Consider the following 21,334-nt stretch of genomic DNA (forward strand, 5'->3'; position numbering starts at 1 on the left):
TGCTGCCCACCGCCGACGCCCGGGGCTACTGACCGGTAGCGGGGCGCGGTGTGAGCAGTACCGAGCGGCGACTACAGTTCGTAGGGACGGCCCGCCCCGGGCCGGCAACGGTGCCGAGAGTCCGCGCTGACACATATCCTGGGGCTTGATCGGGCTTGACCAGATGCTCCCCAGGAGGATGAGCAGATCATGCGTATCGGCGTGCTCACCGGCGGCGGCGACTGCCCGGGTCTCAACGCGGTCATCCGGGCGGTGGTCCGTAAGGGCGTCGCCAGCTACGGCCACGAGTTCGTGGGTTTCCAGGACGGGTGGAAGGGCCCACTCGAAGGGCTTTCCCGTCCGCTCGGCATCGCGGAGGTCCGCGGCATCCTGCCCCGTGGCGGCACGATCCTCGGCTCCTCGCGGACCAATCCTTTCAAGATCGAGAACGGTGTCGAGCGGATCAAGGAGAACTTGGCCGCGCAGGGCGTCGACGCGCTGATCGCCATCGGCGGTGAGGACACCCTCGGCGTCGCCACCAAGCTCCACGAGCTGGGCGTCAACGTCATCGGCGTGCCGAAGACCATCGACAACGACCTCGGCGCGACCGACTACACCTTCGGCTTCGACACCGCCGTCAACATCGCCATGGAGGCGATCGACCGGCTGCACACCACCGCCGAGAGCCACCACCGCACCCTGGTGGTCGAGGTGATGGGCCGCCACGCCGGCTGGATCGCCCTGCACGCCGGCCTGGCCGGTGGCGCCAACGTGATCCTGCTGCCGGAGCGGCAGTTCGACGTCGAGCAGGTCGCCGGCTACGTCGAGAAGCGCTTCCAGCACCAGTACGCCCCGATCGTCGTGGTCGCCGAGGGCGCGCAGCCGCTGGAGGGCCAGATGGTCCTGCAGAACCAGGAGCTGGACGCGTTCGGACACGTCCGGCTCGGTGGCATCGGGCAGTGGCTGGCCGAGCAGCTGGAGGCCAAGACCGGCAAGGAGGCCCGCACGGTCGTGCTCGGCCACATCCAGCGCGGCGGCACCCCCACCGCGTTCGACCGGGTGCTCGCCACCCGGCTGGGCCTGCAGGCCATCGACGCCGCCCACGAGGGTGACTGGGGCAAGATGGTCGCGATGCAGAGCACCGACATCGTCCGCGTCCCGCTCGCCGACGCGACCGCCGAGCTGAAGACCGTTCCGCTGGAGCGGTACGCCGAGGCCGAGGTCTTCTTCGGTAGCTGATCGTCGTTCCGGCGTCGCGGACGGGCCGTCGGGCCCGCCGCGACGCCGGCCCACGAAGGGGGTACGCCAGGTGTCAGCCGGGGGGCACACCGTCGCGGTGATCGGGGCGGGCAAGATCGGCGAGCTGATGCTCTCCGGGCTGCTGCGATCGGGCTGGCCGGTGGACCGCCTGGTGGCCACCGCCCGTCGTCCGGCCCGCGCCGAGGAACTGACCGCCCGCTACGGCGTCCGGGTGGTGGACAACATCACCGCCGTGGACGAGGCCGACGTGCTGGCCGTCTCGGTGAAGCCACAGGACGCCGCCGCGCTGTTGGACGAGATCGGGCCCAAGGTGCCGCCCGGCAAGCTGGTGATCTCACTCTGCGCCGGCCTGCCCAGCAGCTTCTTCAGCCGCCGGTTGCCGGAGGGCACCCCGGTGGTGCGGGTCATGACCAACACCCCGGCGCTGGTGGACCAGGCGATGACCGCGATCTCGGCGGGCGCGTACGCCACCGGTGAGCACCTGGCGCTGGCCGAGGAGATGTTCAAGCCGTTGGGTGCGACGATCCGGGTGCCGGAAACCCAGCAGGACGCGGTGACCGCCCTCTCCGGCTCCGGCCCGGCCTACTTCTACCTGCTGGTCGAGGCGATGACCGACGCCGGCATCCTGCTCGGCCTGCCCCGTCAGGTGGCGCACGACCTGATCGTGCAGACCGCGATCGGCTCGGCGGTGATGCTGCGCGACTCCGGCGAGCATCCGGTGAAGCTGCGCGAGGCGGTCACCTCGCCCGCCGGCACCACCATCTCCGCCATCCGGGAGCTGGAGAACCACGGCGTACGGGCGGCGTTGCTGGCCGCCCTGGAGGCCGCCCGCGACCGGGCCCGCGAACTCGCCGCCCAGGCCGACTGACCGCTCAGCGGCCGGCGGCGTCCGGTGGTGACGCCCCGGCCGAGCCGCCGAGCCGCCGCCGGACCAGCAGCATCAGGACGAGCATGGCGACCGTCCCGGACAGCGGCACCCAGCGAGACTGATGCTGGGCGAGCGTGCCGAGGGCGCCGCCCGTGGTGTAGCAGCCGAGGGCGAACAGCCCGAGCAGGGCGGCGTGTCGGGCCTCGACACGACCGGCGCGGGGGCCGAGGAACCAGCGCACGGCCTGTTCACCGGTGTGCTTCGTGGTACCCGACTGATAGGTGATCGGCGTGGGAACACCCGTGGCACGGGTCGCCACGGTGGTCAGGCTGCCCATGGCGACCGCACCGGCCGCCGCGAGCAGCACCCGTGACGCCATGCCGTACCGGCCGTGCGCGAGCGCCAGGTCGAGCACCGTCCAGACGACCATCACGGCCGCGGTGACCGTGAGGGCGACCATCGACGCCACCGGCGGTCGGAGACTGCGCCGGAGCAGGTCGACCAGCCCGGCGCTGACGGCGAACGCGACGATGGCCGCCCCGGAGACCGGCCACTCCGGGTGCTCCCCGGCCGGGCCCATGCCGAGGAAGATGACGTTGCCGGACTGGTTGGCCACGAACGCGCCGTACCGGAGGAACGCGAAGGCGTCCAGAGCACCGGCGGTGACGATCGCGAGTGCCAGGGCCGTGAGCGGCAGCCGGAACTCCCGGTAGGCGTCCGTGGTGCCGTCCTGGCCCTCGGGCGGCACCGACCGGTTCACCATGCCTCCATCCGTGCGCGAGACCGTGCCGGTCCAGGCCACCTCGGGCAGCGGGCGCAGCAGGCCAGGGCGAAGCGGGGGAGTGGCCCGGCAACTGTCAAACGGGTCAGGAGCGGGGTGGGACACGCACGAGTCCGACTCCCGGCGGCGCCGGTGGTGCTTCGCCGCTCTCGGCAGTCGACACCGTCGTCCTGACCGGACGGGTCGTGGCGCATACTGACCCGGTGTTCACTCTCGCCCAGGCCCGACACCTGGTGGCCACCCTGCATCCCCGGATCGACGAGCTGATCCGGGTACGCGCCGACCTGGCCGAGTTGCAGGCCGACCTCGCCAACCACGGGCTCAGCGCACTCGGCGGCCGGGCCGAGGTCAAGAGCCTGGAAGCCAGGCTGCACGCGGTCCTCGACGAGATCCGGCAGTACGGCATCGAGGTCAAGGGCGTGGCGCCGGTGCTGCTCGACTTCCCGGGCGAGCGCGAGGGTCGGCAGGTGCTCTGGTGCTGGCTGGAGGGCGACACCGACGTACGGTGGTACCACCGCGCCGACTGCGGTTTCGCCGGCCGCCGCCCGGTCTGACCCGGTGATGTCTACGACGAGGCGATCAGGCGTGGCCGCCAGTCGTCCGACGATCAACTCGGCGCGTGACGGCCGCTGATGATCGTAGCGGTGCTGAACGCCTGCGTTCTCGTGCCCAGCGTGCTCGCCGATACCCTGCTTCGCTGGGCTGAGCAGGGCTTTCGCCCTACCTCGACGTCGGTCCTGCGCCGGGTCGTACCGGAAGGTGAGTGTTGATGTTCGCTCTGCCGTTGGCCGAGGACGCCGAGCTGCGGCCGTTGAATCCGTGGCACGCCGAGGAGTTCCTGGGCAACCTGGACCGGGCGCGGCAGCACATCGCGCCGTGGGTGTCGCCGTCCTTCGTGGCCGCCGACCTCGACGGAGCGCGGCATGTGCTCCAGCGGTACGCCGACCGGTGGGCCCGCGACGACGGTGGCATCTGGGGGATCTGGTCCGACGGCACGCTGGTCGGAGGGGTGCTGCTGGTGTCGCTCAACGCGGCTTCGGGCGTCTGCGAGGCGGGTTGCTGGTTGGAGCCGGCCGCCGAGGGGCGGGGCCTGGTGACCCGGGCGGTCGAACGGGTCGTCGACTGGGCGCTCGTCGAGCGTGGGCTGCACCGGGTGGAGTGGCGCACCAACGCCGGCAACGTGCGCAGCATCGCGGTGGCCCGCCGACTGGGCATGCGCCGCGACGGTGTCCTGCGGGAGGTGCTGCCGGGTCCGCGGGGCCGCGTCGACCTGGAGATCTGGTCGGTGCTGGCACCCGAGTGGCGGGCCCGGCGCGCCGGAGCCCTGTCGGTACGGGACTGCGGCGGCGTGACTCCTGCCGAGAGTGCAACCGCCGGTGGCGGGGCCGACGTGCCCCTGCCACCGGCGGCTGGTCGCTCAGGATCGGGTCAGGAGACCGTTCCGGCGTAGTCCGGGTTGGCCTTCAGCCACTCCTCGACGGCCTTCTCCTCGTCGCCCTTGTGCACGTTGAACATCAGGTCTTCCAGCGAGCCGAGCTGCTGGTCGTCCATCTTGAACTTCTTCAGCATCTCGGTGACCTCGGGGAAGTCCGCGCCGAAGCCCTGCCGGGCCAGCGTGTGGATCTCCTCAGCCCCGCCGAGGGTGCCCTTCGGGTCGGCCAGGTCCTTCAGCTGGTAGTTCGCGTAGGCCCAGTGCGGGTGCCACAGGGTCACCACGATCGGCTTCTGGTCCTTGATCGCGCCGTCGAGCGCGGCCAGCATCGCCGGAGTCGACGAGGTGGTCAGCTTCAGCTTGTCGGTCAGGCCGTACTCCGGGATGACCTTGTCCTGGGTGGCGGCGGTCAGGCCGGCGCCGGCCTCGATGCCGATGATCTCCCCACCGAAGGTGTCCGCGTTGGCGGCGAGGTCCTCCAGCGAGTTGATGTCGGTCACGTACTCGGGGACGGCGATGCTCAGGCTGGCGTTGTCGTACCAGACGCCGATCTTCTCGATCTTGTCGCCGTAGCGCTCCATGTAGTCGGCGTGCGTCTGCGGCAGCCAGCTGTCGAGGAAGAGGTCGATGTCACCCGTGGACAGGCCCTGGTAGACGACCCCCGCCTCGACGTTCTTGAGCTCGACCTCGTAGCCCTTCTCCTCCAGCAGGTTCTGCCAGAGGTAGGAGGCGGCGATGGCCTCATCCCAGGCCATGTAGCCGATGCTGATCTTCTTGCTGCCGCCGGAGCCGCCAGCGGAGTCGTCGGAGTCGCCGCAGGCGGCGACGCCGGTCAGCGCCAGAGCGGCGGTGGCCGCCAACGCGACCCGGCGCACCAATTTACTGCTCCACATGTGGAGTTTCCTTCCCTTGTTGCGTACACCGGCGGAACTCGCGGTAGCGAGGCAGGGCGCCGGCAATGGTGACTCCCCCGCGTGGGTCGGGACGGGTGGATCAGGCCTTCTGCATGGCGCGTTGCGCCTTCGCCGACGCGGTACGCCCGCCGATGGAGTCGGTGAGGCGGTCGAGCACCACCGCCAGGATCACCACGGCGACACCGCCCTCGAAGCCCGCGCCGACCTGGGCCCGGAACAGTGCCGTCGTGATCACCTCACCGAGGCCGCCGGCACCGACCATCCCGGCGATGACCACCATCGACAGCGCCAGCATGATGACCTGGTTGACGCCGGTCATGATGGTCGGCAGGGCCAGTGGCAGTTTGGTGCGCAGCAGGATCTTCCACGGTGACGCGCCGAACGCCTCGCCGGCCTCGACGACCTCGCGGTCGACCTGACGCAGACCCAACTCGGTCAGGCGTACCCCGGGCGGCATGCTGAACACCACGGTGGCCAGCGCGCCGGGCACGACCCCGACGCCGAAGAAGAAGATGGCCGGGATCAGGTAGACGAACGCGGGCATCGTCTGCATCAGGTCGAGCACCGGTCGGACGACCGCCGAGGCGCGACGGCTCTCCGAGATGACGATGCCCACCGGTATGGCGATCAGCAGGGCGAGTCCACTGGAGACCAGAACCAGTGCCAGCGTACTCATGGTCTGGTTCCAGATCGGCATCCCGGCCACCAGGCCGAGCCCGAGCGCGGTGCCCAGCCCGAACTTCCAGCTCCGCAGCCACCAGCCAAGGCCGGCGAAGATCAGCACCATGACGATCGCCGGGGGCGCGGTGAGCAGGTCCACCAGGGGGCCGACCAGCGCGTCGACGAAGGCGGCGATGCCGTCGAAGAGGGCGGTGAGGTTCGTCCTCGACCAGTCGACGGCGGTCTGGAACCCGTTGCCGATCTCCACGTACGGCAGCATGTCGTTCAGACGCTCGACGATGTTCATGCCGGCTCTCCCGTCATCCGGGCCGAGGGCTCGGCAACCGCCTGCGCTGGCACCTCCGGTGTGGCCGCCGGGCCGCCTCCGGTCGAAGCCGTGCCAGCACCGGTCGGCATCGCGTCGCCGGTTGGCATCGCGTCGCTGGTTGGCATCGCGTCGCCGGTTGGCATCGCGTCGCTGGTTGGCATCGCGTCGCTGGTTGGCATCGCGTCGCCGGTTGGCATCGCGTCGCCGGTCGGCGCCGGGTCGGCCGCGTGGGTGGGTTCGGGCGTGGTGCTGCCCTCGTCGGCGTCGGAGCTGAGGCTGCCGAGGGCGCTGAGCAGCGTGACCCGCGGAATCACGCCGGCGAGCCGACCGTCGGCGTCGACCACGGCGACCGGCGCGGGACTCTCGGCGCAGGGGGCGAAGATGTCGGCCACCGGCGTGGTGTCCTCGACCGTACGGACGTACTCGGTCGACACGATCTCCCGGAGGTCCTTCCGCCCGTCCCGGACGGCCTGGGTGGCGGCGTCGGCGGTCACGGTGCCGAGGTACTGCTTGCCCCGGCCGGTGACGTAGACGGCCGACGTCTGGGTCTCGCGCAGCACCCGGGCGGCCACCCGTGGGCCGGAGTTCACGTCCACCACGCCGAGTGGCCGCTCCATGACCGCCGACGCGGTGAGGATCCTGGTCCGGTCGACGTCGGCGACGAACTGGGCGACGTAGTCGTTGGACGGGTCGGTGAGGATCTCCTCGGCGGTGCCGATCTGGACGATCCGACCGGCCCGCATGACCGCGATGCGGTCGCCGAGGCGCATCGCCTCGTTGAGGTCGTGCGTGATGAACACGATCGTCTTGCCGAGTTCGGCCTGCAGCCCGATCAGCTGGTCCTGCACCTCGCGGCGGATCAGCGGATCGAGCGCGGAGAAAGCCTCGTCCATCAGCATGATGTCGGTGCCGGCGGCGAGCGCGCGGGCCAGGCCGACGCGCTGGCGCATGCCACCGGAGAGTTCCTGCGGGAGTTTGTCCGCCCAGCCGTCGAGGCCGACCATCCGGAGTGCCTCCAGCGCCTTCTCCCGGCGCTCGGCGCGAGGCAGGCCCGCGATCTCCAGCGCGTAGCCGGCGTTGTCCAGCACCGACCGGTGCGGCTGGAGTGCGAAGTGCTGGAAGACCATGCTCATCTTCTCGCGGCGCAGCTTCCGTAGCGCGGCCGGCTTGAGCTTGGTGATGTCGACCCCGTCGACCTCGACCGTGCCGTACGTGGGTGGCAGCAGACCGTTGAGCATCCGGATCAGGGTGGACTTCCCGGAGCCGGACAGGCCCATGACCACGAAGATCTCGCCGCGCTTGACCTCGAAGTTCGCGTCGACGACCGCGGCCGTGACGGGTAGTCCTGCCAGCTTCTCGTCTCGGTCTGGGCTGTTGCGGAGGATCTCCGCCGCCTTGTCGGCGCGGTTGCCGTAGACCTTGTAGAGGGATTTCACTCTGAGTGCGGACACGGTCTCCATTCCAATGGGCACACAGTACGCGGGCAGCGTTCTTGGGCGACGCGCGAAGGCGCTTTCTCTGTCGACACTGTCGTAGCCGTGGGCCTACCGAGTCACGACAAGCCCTGGGTGAGCGAGCCTCGACCCTACCCGAGAGTTTTCTGTGAACGGCAACCCCGTAAGCCGAGCCCGGACCGTGCCGCTGCATGATGCGACGGCGCGATTCGACGTCGTCACTATTGGACATTGGTAAGCGATGCGCGATTCTGGTATCTCAGGTCGGGCGACTGGCCGACGCCCCAAAACGCAAGATTTCGGACTTTCCATCGCATAGCAATGCCGGATTGATCAGGTTTTGCCGCTGTGATCATCCGGATGAGTTCTTCTCGACCGTATTCGCGTCGGATGGTCGTCGAGTCGGTGATGCGTTTTCCGTCGCGGGTTACACACCATTCCTCGGTGTGGTCCGCACCTCAGTCGTCCCGCGTCCGGCGTTGATGTCCAAAGTGGATATTCACGGAATCTACATGGAATCTCCATGGAGCCGAGACGCAATCTCCATCATATCTACACGCTCCGGCGGCGTCCGATTTCGGCGACCGGCGACCGGCGGGCGGAGAACGGGCGTGGGGGCAATGGGGTATCCCACACCTGTCCGCTGTCGCCGGTCATGCGGCGGCGGTCGGGCTCATATGCCACATAAAGTCGCAAACAACTACCAGAAACGCACGACCGGCGAGGCGGGGGAGGGGATCAGGCGGGGAGGTGCTTGTCGACGGTGGCGCGCAGGGAAGGGTCGTCGGGAGTGACCGTGGGAGCGAAGCGGGCGACGACGGCGCCGTCGGGGGCGACGAGGAACTTCTCGAAGTTCCAGCGGACGTCGCCGGTGTGACCGTCGGCGTCGGGGGTGTCGACCAGGGCTGCGTACAGGGGGTGGCGGTCGGGGCCGTTGACGTCCACCTTCTCCGTGATCGGGAAGGTCACGCCGTAGTTGACCTGGCAGAACTCGTTGATCTCCGCCGCGCTGCCCGGCTCCTGGCCGGCGAACTGGTTGCAGGGCACGCCGAGCACCGTCAGCCCGCGTTCGGCGTACTCGTCGGAGAGGGCCTGTAGGCCGGCGTACTGCGGGGTGAGGCCGCAGCGGGAGGCGACGTTGACGATCAGCAGGGTGCGTCCGCGGTACTGCGCGAGGTCGGCCGGGCCACCGGCGAGCGCACCGATCGGGATGTCGAAGACGGTCATGTCCGGAGGCTACCGCCGGGACGGTGCTCACGGACGGTGCGGCGGTGCGGGGCGGTGTGGCGAGGCGGGCGGTGTGGCGCGGCGGGCGGTGTGGCGGCGCGGGGCGGTGCGGCGCGGGCGGGCGGTGCGGCGGCGCGGGCGGGCGGTGCGGGCGGTGTCGGGTCAGGCGCGAATCGATACATGCACATCTTGACGAAGTGGTGGCGTGTGAGTAGCGTCTCCTCAACATTTTGGAAAGTTTCCTAACTGTTTGGAGACGCCACATGAAGAGATCGCTTCGCCGAGCCCTCTGGGTCGGCGCCGTGGTCGCGGTGACCGTCGCCACGGTCCCGGTGACCTCGGCGTTCGGCGCCGGCAGCGTGACCACCTCGTTCACCCGGGTGTCGGACTGGGGAACGGGCCACGAGACGCGGGTCACCATCACCAACGGGTCCGACGCCAGCGTGGGCACCTGGCGCATCGAGTTCGAGCTGCCGTCGGGCACCAGCATCGGCAGCTTCTGGGACGCCGACGTCACCCGCACCGGCAACCGCTATGTGGCGGTCAAGAAGAGCTGGGCCGGCGCGCTGGCCCCGGGCGCCTCCTTCAGCTGGGGTTACAACGGCACCGGCGCGTACCAGGCGCCGCTGAACTGCACGATCAACGGCGCGCCCTGCGGCGGCGGCACCCCGCCGCCGACCACCGCACCGCCCACCACGACGCCGCCCACCACCACGCCACCCACGACGCCTCCGCCGACCACCCCGCCCCCGACCACCCCGCCGCCGAACCCGGGCGCGCAGAAGGTGGTCGGCTACTTCGCCCAGTGGGGTGTCTACGCCCGCAACTACCACGTCAAGAACATCCACACCAGCGGCTCGGCGTCGAAGCTGACGCACATCCTGTACGCCTTCGGCAACACCACCGGCGGCCGGTGCACCATCGGGGACAGCTACGCCGACTACGAGAAGGCGTACACGGCGGCGGAGAGCGTCGACGGCGTCGCCGACACCTGGGACCAACCGTTGCGCGGCAGCTTCAACCAGCTGCGCAAGCTCAAGCAGATGTATCCGCACCTGAAGGTGATCTGGTCGTTCGGCGGCTGGACCTGGTCCGGCGGCTTCACCCAGGCCGCGCAGAACCCGACCGCCTTCGCCGAGAGCTGCTACAACCTGGTCGAGGACCCGCGCTGGGCGGACGTCTTCGACGGCATCGACATCGACTGGGAGTACCCGAACGCCTGCGGCCTGACCTGTGACGCCAGCGGCCCGAACGCGTTCAAGAACGTGGCCAGCGCGCTGCGCGCCCGGTTCGGCCCGAACAACCTGGTCACCGCCGCGATCACCGCCGACGGCAGCAACGGCGGCAAGATCGACGCCACCGACTATGCCGGTGCCGCCACGCACCTGAACTGGATCATGCCGATGACGTACGACTACTTCGGCGCCTTCAACGCGCAGGGCCCGACCGCCCCGCACTCGCCGCTGTACTCCTACTCCGGCATCCCGCAGCAGGGCTTCTGGTCCGACGCGGCGATTCAGAAGCTCAAGAGCAAGGGCATCCCGGCAAACAAGCTGCTGCTCGGCGTCGGCTTCTACGGCCGGGGCTGGACCGGGGTCACGCAGAGCGCGCCGGGCGGCACCGCGACCGGCCCGGCACCGGGCACCTACGAGCAGGGCATCGAGGACTACAAGGTGCTCAAGAACAGCTGCCCGGCCACCGGCACCGTCGGTGGTACGGCGTACGCCAAGTGCGGCAGCAACTGGTGGAGCTACGACACCCCGTCCACCATCGGCGGCAAGATGACGTACGCGAAGAACCAGGGCCTCGGTGGCGCCTTCTTCTGGGAACTCTCCGGTGACACCAGCAACGGTGAGCTGATCAGCGCCATCAAGGGCGGCCTCGGCTGAGCCGACGGTCGACGCATCACCCACCCGACGGGGAGGGGCCGCACCGGCCCCTCCCCGTCCGGCCTTCTCCCGCCGCTGTGGTGAAAGGAAGGGCCCCTTCCTATGCATCAGGCGTTAGGAAGGGGCCCTTCCTTTCACCGAATCGTGGTGGTGTGACAGACTCGCCGATCGACCGTGTCTCGATGCCGCCGTCGAGGGAGGTGACGATGCGGGTCACGTACCGGCGTCCGGCGAGCACCGCCGCGCTGCTCGCCATCCTGCCCTTCGCCCTGGTCGGCTGCGGGCTCGTCGGTGGCGAGAACGAGGCCGAGCAGCCCGGTCGGGCACCGGCCGAGGAGGCCATGCTGAAGTCCCGCGAGCGGGTCCAGGCGTACCTCGACGCGATGGCCGCCAAGGACGTGGCGGCCGGTCGCAGCCAGCTCTGCGCGGTGCTGCACGAGGCGTTCGACGCCGCCGCCACCGAGGCGAACGGCGACTTCGCCGACCACTTCAAGGTGTCGAAGTCCGAGATCATCGACATCCGGCCCGGCCCGTCCGGGCAGGAGGTCAGCACCACGGTCACGGTCACCGTCGGTAAGAAGAAGGCGACCCGTCCGGTGCTGTTCACGGTCACCCGTGACGGGCTCGACTGGTGCATCGCCGCGGAGGAACCCGGCGGCAACCCGCCCAGCCCCAGCCCCGCCGTCACCCCCTGACCGGGGCTGTGACCGGCCACATCACACCGTTGCCCTGACATCGGTGTCAGCTCCTATGGTGCGTGCCATGACCTCACGTTCCGTACAGCAACTCCGTGTCGTGTTGACCGTGGCCGACTTCGACGCCGCGGTGACCTACTACCGTGACGCCCTGGGCCTGCCGGAGTCGGAGGCCATCGACGGCCCCGACGGCGAGCGGCTCGTCATCCTCGACGCCGGTCGTGCGACGTTGGAGCTGGCCGACGAGGCCCAGGCGCGGTACATCGCCGAGGTCGAACGCGCTGGCCCGTCCGACGTACCGGTGACGATCTTCCAGGAGCTGGCGGAACCCGACGACGGGACCGATCTGGTGGGTTCCACGCTCACCGCACTCGGGGGCGAGCCCGGCGTGCTGGCCCGTACCGTCGACCTGGCGCGGCGTCGCGCCGTGGCCGGACACCCGCCGTTCGCCGCCGTCGTCGTCCAGGACGGCGTGGTGATCGGTGCGGGGGTCAACACCACCACCTCAGACCTGGATCCGACGGCGCACGGCGAGGTGGCGGCGGTCCGCGACGCCGCTCGCCGGACCGGTTCGGTCGACCTGGCCGCAGCGGTGGTCTACTCGAGCTGCGAACCTTGCGCGATCTGCCGCACGACGGCCGCGATGGCGGGCGTCCGCGAGATCGTTTACGCCGCCGGCCGCGAGCACGTCACCTCCGGGATCGACCCGAACCCGGAGGTGACGACGCGGCTCACGGACGCGGTGGCCGCGGTGGTGCCCGGCATCGCCCGGCGCGGTGAGACCGCCCTCGCCGAGGTCGAGCTGTCCGAGCCGTTTCGCGCTTACCTGGCGGCCGTGACGCGGTGATGCCGCGACGGGTGGGCCCGGTGTGCGGACCGCCGCCGGGCTCACCGGTCCGGGTCCGTCACCCGGACCGGTGAGCGGCGGCGACGGACCGGCCGGCACCCCGTGATGACGATCTCTCATCTGCCGGAACGGTCCCCCTCGCCGGACGGCGGCCCGGACCGTCGCCGTACGCTTTCTGTCATGCGCCATGAGTGGCACCAGCTGAGCCATCCGGCCGTCGGCAGCCCCGTGCTGCAGACCAGCCGGCCGACCGTCGACTCCGCCGAGGACGAGGCCCTCGGTCTGGACCTCTGGCGGGCCCTGCCCCGCGCACAGACCCCACCCTGGCCCGACGAGGCCCAGGTCGCCGAGGTCTGCAAGGTGCTCGACACCGTACCGTCGGTGGTCGCCCCGTACGAGGTCGACCAGTTGCGTCAGCGTCTGGCCCTGGTCTGCGAGGGCAAGGCGTTCCTGTTGCAGGGCGGTGACTGCGCGGAGACCTTCGCCGACAACACCGAGAGCCATCTGCTGGCCAACGCCCGCACGCTGTTGCAGATGGCCATCGTGCTGACCTACGGCGCGTCGTTGCCGGTGGTGAAGGTGGCCCGGGTGGCCGGGCAGTACACCAAGCCCCGGTCGCTGCCGACCGACGCGCGCGGCCTCCCGGCCTACCGCGGCGACATGATCAACTCGCTGGAGGCCACGCCGGAGGCGCGGGTCGCCGACCCGCAGCGCATGATCCGGGCGTACGCGAACTCGGCCGCCGCGATGAACATGCTGCGTGCCTACCTGGCTGGTGGGCTGGCCGACCTGCACGCGGTGCACGACTGGAACAAGGGCTTCGTGCGCAACTCCCCGGCCGGGGAGCGGTACGAGGCGATCGCCCGGGAGATCGACAGGGCGCTCGCCTTCATCCGCGCCTGCGGGATGACCGAGGACGACGCGTTGCGCACGGTCACCCTGTACTGCTCACACGAGGCGCTGGCCCTGGAGTACGACCGGGCGTTGACCCGGGTCTCCGGTGGTCGGCCGTACGGGCTGTCCGGGCACTTCCTCTGGATCGGCGAGCGCACCCGGCAGATCGACGGCGCGCACATCGACTTCATCTCCCGCATCGCCAACCCGATCGGGGTCAAGCTCGGCCCGACCACCAGCCCGGACGAGGCGATCGAGCTGTGCGAGAAGCTGAACCCGGAAAACATCCCCGGCCGGCTCACCCTGATCAGCCGGATGGGCAACCACAAGGTCCGTGACGTCCTGCCACCGATCGTGGCCAAGGTGACCGCCGCCGGAGCGAAGGTGGTGTGGCAGTGCGACCCGATGCACGGCAACACCCACGAGTCCTCCAACGGCTACAAGACGCGCCACTTCGACCGCATCGTCGACGAGGTGCTCGGCTACTTCGAGGTGCACCGGGGCCTGGACACCCACCCGGGTGGCCTGCACGTCGAGCTGACCGGTGAGGACGTCACCGAGTGCCTGGGCGGCGCACAGGGCATCGCCGACCTCGACCTGCCCGGCCGCTACGAGACCGCCTGCGACCCCCGCCTGAACACCCAGCAGTCGCTGGAGCTGGCGTTCCTCGTCGCGGAGATGCTCCGTGGCTGACCCGAGGAGTCGGCCTGCCCGCCGGGTGCGGCGGCCGGAGGGGTGACCATGGCCAACGGGAGGCACCGGTGGGACGACCGATGGCTGAGCTGATCGACCTGCGGTCGGACACGGTGACCCGGCCCACCCTCGCCATGCGTCAGGCCATGGCCAACGCCGAGGTGGGCGACGACGTCTACGGCGAGGACCCGACGGTCCAGGCGCTGGAGGCCGAGGTCGCCGCCATGTTCGGGCACGAGGCGGCGCTGTTCTGCCCGAGCGGGTCGATGGCCAACCAGATCGCCCTGCAACTGCTGGTGCCGCCCGGCACGGAGCTGCTCTGCGACGCCGACGCGCACGTGGTCACGTACGAGATGGGGGCTGCCGCCGCGTACGGCGGGGTCACCTCGCGGACCTGGCCACCGGTGGGCGCGCAGCTCGACCCCGACGTGGTCGCCGGTATGGTCCGTCCCGACGCCCCCTGGGTGGTGCCCACCCGGGCGATCGCGGTGGAGCAGACCCACAACCGTGGCGGCGGTGGGGTGATTCCCCTCGACACGCTGCGCGAGCTGCGCCGGATCGCCGACGCCGGGCAGGTGGCGCTGCACTGCGACGGTGCTCGGATCTGGAACGCCCACGTCGCCGACGGCGTGCCGTTGGCCACCTACGGCGCGTTGTTCGACACCCTGTCGGTCTGCCTGTCCAAGGGACTCGGCGCGCCGGTGGGCTCGCTGGTCGTCGGCTCCGCCGACCGGATCGAGCGGGGCCGGGTGATCCGTAAGCGGATGGGCGGTGGGATGCGCCAGGCCGGGATCCTGGCCGCCGCCGGTCGGTACGCGCTGGCGCACCACGTCGACCGGCTGGCCGCCGACCACGCGAAGGCGGCCCGGCTGGCGGAGGCGGTCGCCCCGTTCGGGGTGCTGGCCACCACGGTACGCACCAACATCGTTCCGCTGGATCTGACCAAGGCGCCGCTGGACGCGGCCGAGTTGGCCGCCGCCGCCCGCGCCGAGGGTGTGCTGGTCTCGGTGCTCGGTCCGCGTATCGCCCGCCTGGTCACCCACCTGGACGTCACCGACGCCGAGACGGATCAGGCCGCCGCCGTCCTCACCCGCATCCTCCGCCGCTGACCGCCGTCGTCCCGGCCCTGGCCGGGCGTGCCCCGTCACCGCTCGGCCGGTGCAAACGACCGGCACGGCCGGAGGGCAGGGGTCAGGGCAGGAGGCGGCGGAGGGTGCTGATGTCCGCGGCGTGGCCCTCGTGCCGTTCGGTGGGGGTCTCCACCAGCACCGGGACTCCGGCGGTGGCCGGGTGACGCATCAGCTCGGCGAAGGCGGGCTCGCCGATCAGGCCCTTGCCGATGTTCTCGTGCCGGTCCCGGGTGGAGCCGCACAGGTCCTTCGAGTCGTTCGCGTGCACCAGCCGCAGCCGGTCCGCTCCGACGGCGGTGACCAGGGCGTCCAGCGTCGCGGTCAGCCCGCCCTCGGCGGCCAGGTCATGCCCGGCGGCCCAGGCGTGGCAGGTGTCGAAGCAGACCCCCAGCCACGGGTGCCGGTCCACCGCGTCGAGGTACGGCTCGAGGTGCTCCACTCGACTGGCCAGCGACCGGCCGCCTCCGGCGCTCGGCTCGACCAGCAGCATCGGCCCACCCGCGTCGGCGGCCGAGTCGAGCAGCGGCAGCAGCGACTCGCGTACCTGCCGCATGGCCGCCTCGGCGTGCCCGGCGTCCACCGCGCTGCCGGCGTGGAAGACCACCCCACGAGCGCCGATCGCGGCACCTCGGCGCAGCGCGTGGGCCAGCGTCCGGGTCGACCGCTCGACCGTCGCAGCGGTCGGTGAACCCAGGTTGACCAGCAGCGACGCGTGGATGTAGACGGCGACACCTCGGTCGGCGCAGCCGTCGCGGAACAGCTCGTCCTGCACCGGGTCGCCGGCCGGCATCGCCCAGCCCCGGGAGTTGCCGACGTAGACCTGCGCCACCTCGGAACCGGCCGCGTCGATATACGGCAGCGCCGCCTTGGCCAGCCCACCGGAGGTGGGCGTGTGCGAGCCGATCGGCCGGTGGCCGGGAACCGCAGCGGTCATCAGAAGCAGCCGATGGTGATCTGCGTACCCGGGGCGACCTGGGCGTTCTCGTTCGGGTTCTGGAACCGGGTGACGGCGTTCGGGTTGAACTGCACCGTCACCGGGAAGCCCTGGCTCTCCAGCACCTGCTTGGCCTGCTGGCACGGCAGGTCGACGACGCGTGGCACGGTCACCAGCGGCGGCCCCTCGCTGACCTCCAGCCGGATCTGGGCCCCCCGTTCCACGCCGCTGCCGTCGGCCGGGCTCTGCCCGATCACCTCGTCACGCGGCTTGTCGGACTGCTTGCGCGTCGGCTCCACCAGCACCAGACCGAGCTGCGCGATCTGGTTGCGGGCGTCGTTGAGGTTCTTGCCGACCAGGTTCGGCACGGTGATCGGGGCGCGGCCCTTGCTGAGGATGACGGTGATCTTGTCGCCCGGTTTGACCTCCTTGCCCGCCTCCGGTTTGGTGGACACCACCACGCCCTCCGGCAGGCTGTCGTCGTAGCGGGCGGTGCCCTTCACCACCTCTAGCTGGGCGCTGAGCAGGTCGGCCTCGGCCAGCGCGAACTCCTTGCCGACCACGTCCGGCAGCTCGAAGCGCTCCGGCCCGAGCGACAGGGTCAGGGTGATGGTGCCGCCCTTGAGGATCTTGGCGGAGGAGGCGGGATCCTGCCCCAGCACACCGTCGCGGGGGACCTGGTCGTCGTAGCGAGGATCGGCGTAGACCACGTCGAAGCCCGCCTGGGAGGCCCGTGCCTCCGCCTCGGCCTTGGTCATGCTCACCAGTTCCGGCGCGGTGGTGTACCGACCGACCCCGAACCACCAGCCACCGAGCGCGGCCACCAGCCCGAGCACCACGACGACCGCCGCCACGGCGAGCCGTCCGCCGCCCTGGCCGGGCAGGCGGGCGACCAGGCCGGACAATCGGGTACGCAGGTCGTCGCCGCCGGACGCGGCCCGACGGCGACCACGCGCGGGCGAGCCGTCCTCCGGCAGTCGCGCCCAGGTCGGTCGCTCGGACGGACGCACGGGCGCGACCACCATCGTCGGTTGGGACACCGCGGGGCCGTCGGTCACCGGGGTGATCAGGGCGGTGTGGCTGTTCGAACTGCCCACGCTGTCCCGAGCCACCTGCACCTCGGCCAGCAGCGTGCCCGCGTCACCGGGGCGGGCCGCCGGGTCGCGTCGGGTGGCGCGGGCGACCAGGTCGTCGAGGACCCTCGGCAGACCGGGCACCAGCGTCGACGGTGCGGGGACGTCGCGGTCGACGTGCTGCCAGGCGATGTCGATCGGCCGGTCACCGTCGTAGGGCACCCGACCGGTGAGCATCTCGAACAGCACGATGCCCGTCGAGTAGACGTCGGTGCGCGCGTCCGCCCGGCCGTCGGTCACCAGCTCCGGTGCCACGTACGCCACGGTGGCCATCAACTGGTTGCCGCTGTCGTGGTCGGTGCTCGCCTCCACCGCCCGGGCCAACCCGAAGTCGGTCACCTTGACCACGCTGTCGACGAGGTTGGCCGGACCGCCGCTGGGTGCCTCGGCGACCAGCACGTTCTCCGGCTTGACGTCACGGTGCACCAGACCGGCCCGGTGGGCGGCGCCGATGGCCGCGAGCATCTGCTCGGTGATGGCCAACGCCTCGTCCGGGTTGAGCCGGCGTCGTTCGGTCAGCACCTCGCGCAGGGTGCGACCACGGACGTACTCCATCACCAGGTAGGGCCGCCCGGCGTGGGTGCCCTGGTCGTAGACCGCCACCACGTTGGGGTGGGTGAGCCGGGCGATGGTCTTGGCCTCGTCGGTGAACCGGTCGACGAAGCTGGGTCGACCGGCCTGACCGGGTGGTCCCTGGGCGGCATGAATGATCTTGACGGCGACGGTGCGTTCGAGCCGCTCGTCAACGGCGGTGTACACGGTCGCCATGCCGCCACGGGCCACGCGACCGCGGATGCGGTAGCGCCCGTCGATCAGCGAGCCCAGCAACGTGTCGGCGACCTGTGTGTCCATCGGCAGGCAGTCTATGTGTCGGGGGGATGAAGGTTGAACAGGATGCTACCGGCAGGTGCCCGTCGGCGGGTTCGACGCGCGCGTACGGTGACGGTCGCCCCTGCTCAGGGTGGTCGCCGGGAGGCCGTTGACCGGAGCCGGGGGCGGCGTGGCAGGGTGGTGCCGTGACCGATTCCGTACCCGCCGAGGGCGCCGCGCCCCTGGCCGGTCCCGCCGACCCGGCGGGCTGGCTGACCCTGCCGGACGTCGCCGAGCGGCTCGACCTGTCGATCAGCAAGGTCCACCAGATGATCCGGGACCGGCAGCTGCTCGCGGTACGCCGGGACGGCGTCCGCCGGATCCCGGCCGACCTGGTGGCCAACCACACCGTGCTCAAGCACCTGCCGGGCGTGCTCACCCTGCTGGCCGACGCCGGCTACGACGACGAGGCGGCGCTGCGCTGGCTCTACGAGCCGGACGACACGTTGGCCGGCGGCACCCCCGCGACCGCCCTCGGCGGCGACCAGGCCCGTGAGGTCAAGCGCCGCGCCCAGGCGCTGGGTTTCTGAGGGACCGTCCGGCTCAGTCGCCGCGCCGGTCGAGTCAGTCGGCGCGGCGGGTGGCGGCGATGGCCAGATCCACCAGCGCCTGTCGGGCCTCGGTGTCCAGGTCGACGGCGGTGAGCGCGGCGAGCGCCGCGTCGGTCAGCGTGACGATGCGCTGCTCGGTGCGGGCCAGCGCGCCGGTGTCGACGATCAGCTCCCGCAGCCGGGTCACCCGGTCGGCGTCCAACTCGCTGTCGCCGAGGCCGTCGAGCAACAGGGCACGACCGGCCTCGTCGGCGACCTCCAGCGCGGCCGCCACCAGGTACGTCCGTTTGCCCTCGCGCAGGTCGTCGCCGGCTGGCTTGCCGGTCTGCGCCGGATCGCCGAAGACGCCGAGCACGTCGTCGCGCAACTGGAACGCCTCACCCAGCGGCAACCCGTACGCCGAGTAGGCGATGCGTACGTCGGCGGGGGCGTCGGCCAACGCCGCGCCGACCAGCAGTGGCCGTTCCACGGTGTACTTGGCCGACTTGTACCGGGCGACCTTGCTGGCGCGTTCCAGCGAGGTGTCGCCGGTGGCCTGGGTCAGCACGTCGAGGTACTGCCCGATGGTGACCTCGGTACGCATCTCGTCGAAGTCCGGTCGGGCGCGGGCCACCGTCCGGGGGTCGAGCCCGGCGGAGTGCAACAGCTCGTCGGACCAGACCAGGCACAGGTCGCCCAGCAGGATCGCCGCGGCGTCGCCGAAGCTGTCCGGATCGCCACCCCAACCGGCTGACCGGTGCCGGGCGGCGAACCGTCGGTGCACCGCGGGCTCTCCGCGTCGGGTGTCCGAACGGTCCATCAGGTCGTCGTGGATCAGGGCGCTGGCCTGCACGAACTCCAGCGCGGCGAGGGCGGTCACCACCGCATCGGTGTCCACCCCGCCGGCGCCCCGGTAGCCCCAGTACGCGAAGGCCGGCCGTAGCCGCTTGCCGCCGCCCAGCACGAACGCCTCGATCGCCTCGGCGACCGGCAGCAGGGCGTCGTCGACCTCGGCCATCCAGGCGCGACGGCCGACGAGGAAGTCCGACAGTGCCTTGTCGACCCGCTGGCGCAGGCTGGCACGGTCGACCGGGGAGACGGGAGCAGCATGGGTCACATCTCGACGCTAGTTGGTCGGGGTACGACGCGCCGAGCCACCCGCCCTCCGGCGCGTCGGGTCAGCCGCTGGTCGCAATCGACCCGGCGGCGGGACAGGTCGTGCCGAGCGGGCTGACCCGCCGGGCCTGGACGCGCTGCCGGGCCTGGACGCGGGCCGGGCGTGTCGGCCCGGACCCGGCCGACAGGGCTGGCTGCCCGCGCCGGGCTGGACGGCCGGGGCCGCGAGGACCCGGACCAGCCAGCCGCGCCAGAAGCGCCCCGGCTCCCGTACCTGCCGCTCCCACCGGGAGATCTCGTGCCGGCTCAGCGTGCACACACCGGCGGCGGCGCACAGCTCGGCGGCGAGGCGGGCCTGGCTCCATCCCCGGGTGCGGCGTAGCCGGACCAGCAGCGGGCCCAGGGGTGCCGAGTCGGGGCGGGTGGAGGCGGACGGCGGCGGGGACATGGATCCTCCGGCAGGGTCGGCGGGTGGTGGCCCGACACCGGCTCAGGGTGGTGTCGGCGCACCGTCTGCTGCTGACCCCCGCGCGTGACCCCCGCGCGGCCGCCCGGTGGGCTGTCGACCGCACCCGCGCAGGTGAGCAGATTAGCCCGCGGGTGCGACAGTTCCCCCGGCGGCGGGTGTGCGACGGTTCGGCGTACACCACGGTCCGTGGTGTCGATGTCACGGATGGACGCCGGTGTGTGCGGGGTCGGCCGTCCCCACTGCTGGGAAGCCGGTGGGGGTGTCCGTCCGGTCCGGCTAGAGTCGGTTCGTGGCGCTCGGTCTTCCCTCGGTCCTCCCGAACTCGCAACCGGCGATCGGAGAGCTGGTGCGCGACTGCCAGCCGACCTTCTCCTTCGAGTTCATGCCGCCCAAGACGGAGCAGGGCGAGCGGCAGTTGTGGCAGGCCATCCGCGAGTTGGAGTCGCTGCGCCCCTCCTTCGTCTCGATCACCTACGGTGCCGGTGGCTCGACTCGGGACACCACGGTCGCGGTCACCGAGCGGATCGCCACCGAGACCACCCTGCTGCCGATGGCGCACCTGACGGCGGTCAACCACTCCGTCGCCGAGTTGCGGCACGTGATCGGGCGGCTGGCCGGTGCCGGGGTGCGCAACGTGCTGGTGGTGCGCGGTGACCCGCCGGGCGATCCCACCGGGGAGTGGATCCCGCACCCCGAGGGCGTGCACTACGCCGAGGACCTGGTCCGCCTGGTCCGGGACTCCGGCGACTTCAGCGTCGGTGTCGCCGCCTTCCCCTACCGGCACCCGCGCTCGCCGGACGTCGCCGCCGACACCGAGTACTTCGTGCGTAAGTGCCGGGCCGGCGCGGACTTCGCGATCACCCAGATGTTCTTCGACGCCGACGAGTACCTTCGGCTGCGCGACCGGGTGGCCGCCGCCGGCTGCGACACCCCGATCCTGGCCGGGGTGATGCCGGTGACCCGGATCGGCACCATCGAGCGGTCCGTGCAGCTGTCCGGGGCACCCTTTCCACCGGCGTTGGCCGAGCGGTTCGAGCGGGTCGCCGACGACCCGGAGGCGGTCCGCCGGCTCGGCATCGAGCAGACCAGCGAGATGTGCCGCCGGCTGCTCGACGAGGGGGTGCCGGGGATCCACTTCATCACCTTCAACCGGTCCACCGCGACCCGGGAGATATGGCAGAACCTGCGGGTGAGCGTCGCGACGTGACACCAGGCGCGCGACACCTCGGCG

Annotated in this window: 18 protein-coding genes and 2 pseudogenes; 11 read left to right on the plus strand and 9 right to left on the minus strand. The window is 71.2% G+C overall.

Annotated features, from left to right (window positions below; genetic code table 11):
* The first annotated feature begins 189 nt into the window (after positions 1-189).
* On the plus strand, positions 190-1,218 hold the full coding sequence (locus ACLQ2S_RS10500; protein ID WP_155219250.1) for a 6-phosphofructokinase: 1,029 nt from the start codon (positions 190-192) through the stop codon (positions 1,216-1,218).
* 70 nt (positions 1,219-1,288) lie between these two features.
* Positions 1,289-2,107, plus strand: coding sequence for a pyrroline-5-carboxylate reductase (gene proC / locus ACLQ2S_RS10505; protein ID WP_425701607.1), 819 nt, complete (start codon positions 1,289-1,291; stop codon positions 2,105-2,107).
* Between the two features lie 4 nt (positions 2,108-2,111).
* Here the strand turns inward: proC and ACLQ2S_RS10510 are convergent, their stop codons facing one another.
* Positions 2,112-2,870 carry a YoaK family protein gene (locus tag ACLQ2S_RS10510; protein WP_425701608.1) on the minus strand — a complete coding sequence of 253 codons (759 nt, stop codon included), beginning with the start codon at positions 2,868-2,870 and terminating at the stop codon, positions 2,112-2,114.
* 221 nt (positions 2,871-3,091) lie between these two features.
* Here ACLQ2S_RS10510 and ACLQ2S_RS10515 point away from each other — a divergent pair, with 221 nt between their 5' ends.
* Positions 3,092-3,442, plus strand: coding sequence for a DUF2203 domain-containing protein (locus ACLQ2S_RS10515; protein WP_309223437.1), 351 nt, complete (start codon positions 3,092-3,094; stop codon positions 3,440-3,442).
* Between the two features lie 215 nt (positions 3,443-3,657).
* Positions 3,658-4,203 (plus strand): annotated as a pseudogene (locus ACLQ2S_RS10520) (GNAT family N-acetyltransferase); the annotation flags it as partial.
* 113 nt (positions 4,204-4,316) lie between these two features.
* Here the strand turns inward: ACLQ2S_RS10520 and ACLQ2S_RS10525 are convergent.
* From ACLQ2S_RS10525 to ACLQ2S_RS10540, 4 genes and pseudogenes are all read right to left on the minus strand, one after another.
* Complete coding sequence (locus ACLQ2S_RS10525; protein WP_155219238.1) at positions 4,317-5,213, minus strand: glycine betaine ABC transporter substrate-binding protein; 897 nt, start codon at positions 5,211-5,213, stop codon at positions 4,317-4,319.
* Positions 5,214-5,313: 100 nt separating this feature from the next.
* Entirely contained in the window at positions 5,314-6,201 is an 888-nt protein-coding gene (locus ACLQ2S_RS10530; protein ID WP_155219235.1) for an ABC transporter permease, read from the minus strand.
* A 292-nt stretch (positions 6,202-6,493) separates the two neighbouring features.
* A pseudogene (locus tag ACLQ2S_RS10535) lies at positions 6,494-7,682 on the minus strand (quaternary amine ABC transporter ATP-binding protein); the annotation flags it as partial.
* A 732-nt stretch (positions 7,683-8,414) separates the two neighbouring features.
* The gene (locus ACLQ2S_RS10540; protein WP_155219231.1) at positions 8,415-8,903 is read right to left on the minus strand and encodes a glutathione peroxidase; all 489 of its coding nucleotides are present in this window, start codon (positions 8,901-8,903) and stop codon (positions 8,415-8,417) included.
* Positions 8,904-9,166: 263 nt separating this feature from the next.
* Here ACLQ2S_RS10540 and ACLQ2S_RS10545 point away from each other — a divergent pair, with 263 nt between their 5' ends.
* From ACLQ2S_RS10545 to ACLQ2S_RS10565, 5 genes are all read left to right on the plus strand, one after another.
* Positions 9,167-10,792 (plus strand): glycosyl hydrolase family 18 protein, encoded by a 1,626-nt coding sequence (locus tag ACLQ2S_RS10545; RefSeq protein WP_155219228.1) that lies wholly within the window; start codon positions 9,167-9,169, stop codon positions 10,790-10,792.
* 206 nt (positions 10,793-10,998) lie between these two features.
* Positions 10,999-11,487 (plus strand): hypothetical protein, encoded by a 489-nt coding sequence (locus ACLQ2S_RS10550; RefSeq protein ID WP_155219225.1) that lies wholly within the window; start codon positions 10,999-11,001, stop codon positions 11,485-11,487.
* Between the two features lie 67 nt (positions 11,488-11,554).
* Positions 11,555-12,334, plus strand: a complete 780-nt coding sequence (locus tag ACLQ2S_RS10555) for a deaminase (RefSeq protein ID WP_425701609.1) — start codon at positions 11,555-11,557, stop codon at positions 12,332-12,334.
* A 180-nt stretch (positions 12,335-12,514) separates the two neighbouring features.
* Positions 12,515-13,921 (plus strand): class II 3-deoxy-7-phosphoheptulonate synthase, encoded by a 1,407-nt coding sequence (locus tag ACLQ2S_RS10560; RefSeq protein ID WP_155219217.1) that lies wholly within the window; start codon positions 12,515-12,517, stop codon positions 13,919-13,921.
* 80 nt (positions 13,922-14,001) lie between these two features.
* Positions 14,002-15,030 (plus strand): threonine aldolase family protein, encoded by a 1,029-nt coding sequence (locus ACLQ2S_RS10565; RefSeq protein ID WP_155219214.1) that lies wholly within the window; start codon positions 14,002-14,004, stop codon positions 15,028-15,030.
* Positions 15,031-15,112: 82 nt separating this feature from the next.
* Here ACLQ2S_RS10565 and ACLQ2S_RS10570 read toward each other — a convergent pair whose 3' ends face one another.
* Together ACLQ2S_RS10570 and pknB are read right to left on the minus strand one after the other, a co-directional pair.
* On the minus strand, positions 15,113-15,985 hold the full coding sequence (locus ACLQ2S_RS10570) for a deoxyribonuclease IV (protein WP_155219211.1): 873 nt from the start codon (positions 15,983-15,985) through the stop codon (positions 15,113-15,115).
* The gene (pknB, locus tag ACLQ2S_RS10575; RefSeq protein ID WP_155219208.1) at positions 15,985-17,970 is read right to left on the minus strand and encodes a Stk1 family PASTA domain-containing Ser/Thr kinase; all 1,986 of its coding nucleotides are present in this window, start codon (positions 17,968-17,970) and stop codon (positions 15,985-15,987) included. The genes ACLQ2S_RS10570 and pknB overlap by 1 nt, the downstream gene beginning before the upstream one ends.
* A 164-nt stretch (positions 17,971-18,134) precedes the next feature.
* On the opposite strand from pknB, the gene ACLQ2S_RS10580 reads away from it, so the two are divergent.
* The gene (locus tag ACLQ2S_RS10580; protein WP_309223436.1) at positions 18,135-18,518 is read left to right on the plus strand and encodes an Rv2175c family DNA-binding protein; all 384 of its coding nucleotides are present in this window, start codon (positions 18,135-18,137) and stop codon (positions 18,516-18,518) included.
* Between the two features lie 34 nt (positions 18,519-18,552).
* Here ACLQ2S_RS10580 and ACLQ2S_RS10585 read toward each other — a convergent pair whose 3' ends face one another.
* Together ACLQ2S_RS10585 and ACLQ2S_RS10590 are read right to left on the minus strand one after the other, a co-directional pair.
* Positions 18,553-19,635 (minus strand): polyprenyl synthetase family protein, encoded by a 1,083-nt coding sequence (locus ACLQ2S_RS10585; RefSeq protein WP_309223435.1) that lies wholly within the window; start codon positions 19,633-19,635, stop codon positions 18,553-18,555.
* Positions 19,636-19,644: 9 nt separating this feature from the next.
* Complete coding sequence (locus ACLQ2S_RS10590; RefSeq protein ID WP_425701610.1) at positions 19,645-20,082, minus strand: helix-turn-helix domain-containing protein; 438 nt, start codon at positions 20,080-20,082, stop codon at positions 19,645-19,647.
* Between the two features lie 310 nt (positions 20,083-20,392).
* Here ACLQ2S_RS10590 and metF point away from each other — a divergent pair, with 310 nt between their 5' ends.
* The gene (gene metF / locus ACLQ2S_RS10595) at positions 20,393-21,310 is read left to right on the plus strand and encodes a methylenetetrahydrofolate reductase [NAD(P)H] (RefSeq protein WP_309223434.1); all 918 of its coding nucleotides are present in this window, start codon (positions 20,393-20,395) and stop codon (positions 21,308-21,310) included.
* Positions 21,311-21,334: the final 24 nt, after the last annotated feature.

It is taken from the genome of Micromonospora sp. DT48, assembly GCF_049844495.1.
Taxonomy (GTDB): Bacteria; Actinomycetota; Actinomycetes; order Mycobacteriales; family Micromonosporaceae; genus Micromonospora.

What these genes read in the sequence shown, in the direction of transcription:
- ACLQ2S_RS10540 (WP_155219231.1), bottom strand. Translation starts at nt 8,903, where the DNA reads ATGACCGTCTTCGACATCCCGATCGGTGCGCTCGCCGGTGGCCCGGCC.
- ACLQ2S_RS10565 (WP_155219214.1), top strand. Translation starts at nt 14,002, where the DNA reads ATGGCTGAGCTGATCGACCTGCGGTCGGACACGGTGACCCGGCCCACC.
- ACLQ2S_RS10555 (WP_425701609.1), top strand. Translation starts at nt 11,555, where the DNA reads ATGACCTCACGTTCCGTACAGCAACTCCGTGTCGTGTTGACCGTGGCC.
- ACLQ2S_RS10500 (WP_155219250.1), top strand. Translation starts at nt 190, where the DNA reads ATGCGTATCGGCGTGCTCACCGGCGGCGGCGACTGCCCGGGTCTCAAC.
- ACLQ2S_RS10560 (WP_155219217.1), top strand. Translation starts at nt 12,515, where the DNA reads ATGCGCCATGAGTGGCACCAGCTGAGCCATCCGGCCGTCGGCAGCCCC.
- pknB (WP_155219208.1), bottom strand. Translation starts at nt 17,970, where the DNA reads ATGGACACACAGGTCGCCGACACGTTGCTGGGCTCGCTGATCGACGGG.
- ACLQ2S_RS10590 (WP_425701610.1), bottom strand. Translation starts at nt 20,082, where the DNA reads ATGTCCCCGCCGCCGTCCGCCTCCACCCGCCCCGACTCGGCACCCCTG.
- ACLQ2S_RS10545 (WP_155219228.1), top strand. Translation starts at nt 9,167, where the DNA reads ATGAAGAGATCGCTTCGCCGAGCCCTCTGGGTCGGCGCCGTGGTCGCG.
- ACLQ2S_RS10570 (WP_155219211.1), bottom strand. Translation starts at nt 15,985, where the DNA reads ATGACCGCTGCGGTTCCCGGCCACCGGCCGATCGGCTCGCACACGCCC.
- ACLQ2S_RS10550 (WP_155219225.1), top strand. Translation starts at nt 10,999, where the DNA reads ATGCGGGTCACGTACCGGCGTCCGGCGAGCACCGCCGCGCTGCTCGCC.
- ACLQ2S_RS10510 (WP_425701608.1), bottom strand. Translation starts at nt 2,870, where the DNA reads ATGGTGAACCGGTCGGTGCCGCCCGAGGGCCAGGACGGCACCACGGAC.
- ACLQ2S_RS10530 (WP_155219235.1), bottom strand. Translation starts at nt 6,201, where the DNA reads ATGAACATCGTCGAGCGTCTGAACGACATGCTGCCGTACGTGGAGATC.
- ACLQ2S_RS10525 (WP_155219238.1), bottom strand. Translation starts at nt 5,213, where the DNA reads ATGTGGAGCAGTAAATTGGTGCGCCGGGTCGCGTTGGCGGCCACCGCC.